3 protein-coding genes are annotated in these 4,112 nt (G+C 36.3%); 2 read left to right on the top strand and 1 reads right to left on the bottom strand.

Annotated features, from left to right (window positions below; translation table 11 throughout):
- The coding region (locus AC06OU_RS03450) for a glycosyl-4,4'-diaponeurosporenoate acyltransferase CrtO family protein (RefSeq protein ID WP_475854002.1) at positions 1-502 on the top strand (502 nt) is incomplete at its 5' end.
- 241 nt (positions 503-743) lie between these two features.
- Here the strand turns inward: AC06OU_RS03450 and dhaK are convergent.
- The gene (gene dhaK, locus AC06OU_RS03455) at positions 744-2,495 is read right to left on the bottom strand and encodes a dihydroxyacetone kinase subunit DhaK (protein ID WP_475854004.1); all 1,752 of its coding nucleotides are present in this window, start codon (positions 2,493-2,495) and stop codon (positions 744-746) included.
- Positions 2,496-2,684: 189 nt separating this feature from the next.
- Here dhaK and AC06OU_RS03460 point away from each other — a divergent pair, with 189 nt between their 5' ends.
- On the top strand, positions 2,685-3,908 hold the full coding sequence (locus AC06OU_RS03460; RefSeq protein ID WP_475854006.1) for a DUF819 family protein: 1,224 nt from the start codon (positions 2,685-2,687) through the stop codon (positions 3,906-3,908).
- Positions 3,909-4,112: the final 204 nt, after the last annotated feature.

Raw genomic sequence — 4,112 nt, forward strand, 5'->3', positions numbered from 1 at the left:
GTTACCTATAATGGAAACTGTTTTAATAGATATAGTAGCATGGGCTTTTTTTCATATAGCTATATCTCTTTGCATGGCGTGTATTCCTTCAAGGAACTTTGAAAATGATAATAATTTATATCGTATTAGAGAATGGGAAAAATCAAATCAGCTATGGTCACAACTTTTCCAAGTTAAAAAATGGAAGCATCTGATACCTGATGGAACAAAAATCATCCAAAAGGGCTTTGAAAAAAAGAGTCTTGTAAGTAAAGATAGGGATTATCTTTTCAAGTTTTTAATAGAGTCGAGAAGGGCAGAATTAACCCATTGGCTATCTATCGTACCTTCCATTTTCTTTTTTCTTTGGAATCCTTTGTGGGTAGGATGGGTCATGGTCGCGTATGCCTTATTATTTAATGTTCCAATTATATTAGCGCAACGTTATAACCGTAATCGTTTGGAGAGAATATTATCCAGTAAAAGAAAAAGCGTGTTAAAAAGAGAAAAGGTGTTGAACTGATTACACGATCGTGCAAATGAAGATGCTAATATTAAACGAGGGTACTTAATTTAAATGTGAAATAGGCAACTCCTGGGGAGCAGCCTGAGCGAAAGCCTAAACAGGAGCTGAAGTCCATGCCCCTGGAAACCGTACTTCCAAATGGAAAACAACTACAGATAAGTAGAATAGAAGCCTCGAAAACTTTACTAAATCGTAAGTTTTCGAGGCTTTTTATTTTTGTCCCAGTGTCGTTTTATAGTTATTTTATAGAGTTTGAAAGCTCTGTAAAGATTACTCCTAGACCATAGGCACCTGCATCGGGGTAACCAAGGCTTCGTTCACCTACTGTGCCTGCTCGTCCCATACGAGCTACAATGTCTTTTGTCTTTTCTGCACCTTCTACTGCAGCAATAGCCCCTTGTTCGAATGCTTTTTTAAATGTTTTTTCTGAAGAGCTGCTATCGATCCAAGATTCAGCACAAGGTATTAAAGCATCAATTAAGGTTTTATCTCCTACTTCTGCGCCACGGCCAAAGGAACGTTCTCCAGTAGCTTGTATTCCTTTTACAGCTTCCTGAAGCATGTCAGCAAACTCAGTTAAGGACAATTCATTTTTATCCATTGTCGCTTTTCCAGCCGCTCTGAATGCAGATCCCCATATAGGTCCTGATGCTCCTCCGCAATATTCCATAATAACTAGGGAACAACTGTGTAAAAACGATCCGATGTTTAGGTCACGCTGCTGAATAATGTCATTCCATTCTCTTTTCAATTGCTTAAAACCTTTAGCCACACTCATCCCAAAATCACCGTCCCCAGCATGGGAATCTAATTCGCAGAAAGGCACCTCGTTTTGTATAATAACTTCACTCATTTTATCTATTAAGTAAATCATGTTGTGTAAGGTTAATTTTTCATTCTGTATTACCGCATAGTCTTCATCAGTTTCAGTATTAAAGGATACTAGCTTGTCTGTCTTTTCCTCTAACACTTCCGTATATTCAATTGGATCAACTGGTCCATCTACTTTAAAGGCTGGTGTATCGCTAGGTTTAGACAGCAAGTCCTTTAGTTCATCATCTAATTTTAGAAATGTTAGAGAAGCCCCGGCCATGTCGATGCTCGTCATATAATTTCCTACGAATATGCGATTCACTTTAATGTTCTTTTGTGATAGTACTCGTGTAACTGAGTTGTTTAACAAGTACAATTCTTGTAAAGGAGTTGCTCCAAAGCCATTTACTAATACTGCAATTTCATCCTCTTCGTTAATAGCTAAATCTTTTATAAGGTCAGTGGACATTCGATCTGCTAGCTCATCTGCAGAAAGCATTTTTTCTCGTTTTATACCAGGCTCTCCATGGATACCTACACCGTATTCTATTTCGTCCTCAGCTAATTTAAAGGTTGGTGTTCCTTTTGCAGGCACGGTACAAGATGTAAAAGCTACACCAATGCTCCGTACGTTAGATGCAGCTTTTTCGGCCACTATTTTGACTTCATTTAAATCTTTACCTTCCGCTGCAGCAGCTCCAGCTAATTTGTGAACAAAAACAGTGCCGGCAACTCCTCGTCTGCCTACTGTATACAAGCTGTCTTCTACAGCAATATCATCGTCTACCTTCACATAGTCCACTTGAATACCATCTTCTATTGCTAAAGCAGCACCATTTTTAAAATTCATCATATCACCGCTATAGTTTTTGATGATCATTAAAAGACCTTTTTCACCAGCTGTTGCCTTAATAGCTTGGTACACTTGGATTTGAGAAGGGGAGGCAAATACATCTCCGCAAACTGCTGCATCGAGCATACCTTTGCCTACAAATCCAGCGTGTGCTGGCTCATGTCCACTACCTCCACCACTAATTAAGCTAACTTTGTTATGATCAATCGTTTTCTTTTTAATAATTTTATACTTCTTTAAAAATTCTAGCTCTGGATGTGCTAGGACTAATCCGTTACACATTTCCATCACCATATTCTCGGGTTGGTTCATAAATTTTTTCATTATGTATTGCTCCTCGTCTAATCTCTTCTTTGATGTAGCACAGTAAATTATAATACATACTTTAAAAGCTATCCAATGTTTCGATATGGTATATATTTTGAAAATTTAAATATTAATAATATAATAGATTAAAAGAAAGGGGCATTGTTTAAGAATAAAATAAAATATCTTTTAAATAGGGAGGATAACATGAGTAGTACATTAATCCAAGCGGATGATACGCTTACACTATGGGGAATCATCGTTATCGTTGCGTCATTAAGTATCTTTTTAGAGCAGAGGTTTAGCTGGGCAGCCAAAATAACTGGAGCCATTATCGCATTATTGATTGCTATACTACTCTCTAATACAGGAATCATACCAACGGAATCAGCTGTTTATGATTCGGTATGGACAATAATTGTTCCGCTTGCTATACCATTGCTCCTTTTTCATGTAAATATTAAGAAGCTATTTAAAGAAAGTGGCAGGCTCTTAATGATTTTCTTGATAAGCTCCATTGGGACTGTTGCTGGAACGATTATTGCATTTTTTATATTAAAGGAACATATACAACTGCTTGATAAGCTAGCTGGAATGTTTAGTGCTAGTTATATTGGAGGAGGAGTTAACTTTGCAGCTATGTCTGCTAAGTTTGAAACGCCTGGTGAGCTTGTATCTTCGGCAGTAGTTGCTGATAATTTGAACATGGCACTTTTATTTGTCATCTTAATGATTATTCCTACCATGCAATTTTTCCGTAAAAAGTATAAGACACCTCATATTGATGAGTTAGAATCCCAAGGAAACAATGACAAGGGTAATCAGGCGAAGACTTACTGGAAACCAAAGGAAATTTCACTAAAGGATATAGCTTTGTCTGTAGGGATAGCTTTTGCATTAGTGATTTTAGCTAAAAAGGTATCTATATGGTTTGATTCGCTTATCCCTTCAGGAGAAAACGTCAATTTCCTATTAAACCTACTAAACGGCTTAATAGGAGATCAGTATTTATTGTTAACAACATTTACTTTCCTTGCACTATTATTATTTCCAAAGTTCTTTGATTCTTTAAGAGGAAGTCAAGAAATTGGAACGTATCTCATTCATATTTTCTTTGTTGTAATAGGCATCCCAGCGTCCATACCATTAATTATTGATAATGCACCTTTGTTGTTAGTTTTTGCTTTTATCATTGTAGCTATCAATCTTACTATTTCCTTAGTAGGGGCGAAGGTATTCAAATTCGAATTAGAAGAAACACTACTAGCTGTAAATGCCAATATTGGTGGACCAACTACAGCTGCAGCTCTAGCAATAGCAAAAGGTTGGAGTAATTTAGTAGGCCCAATCTTAATAGTTGGGACATTAGGGTATATTATTGGGAACTATGTAGGTACTTTCTTAGGATTGTGGCTAGGTGGTTTTATGTAAGATATTGAGATTTTAGTATGCGAGAAAGTGAGATAATCATAAAGATTATTGTGGTAATACCTTCCTGATAATCACTGGATTTTTAAAAATATTACTATTAACTTCCAATGGAAAGAAGTGAGTTTACTATTAACTCCTTCTTTCTTTTTTTGTGGAGATAAATATGTCCTAGATCTAATTCTAAAAAATAGAAAAAAGTCTTTT

Source organism: Psychrobacillus sp., from assembly GCF_056205495.1.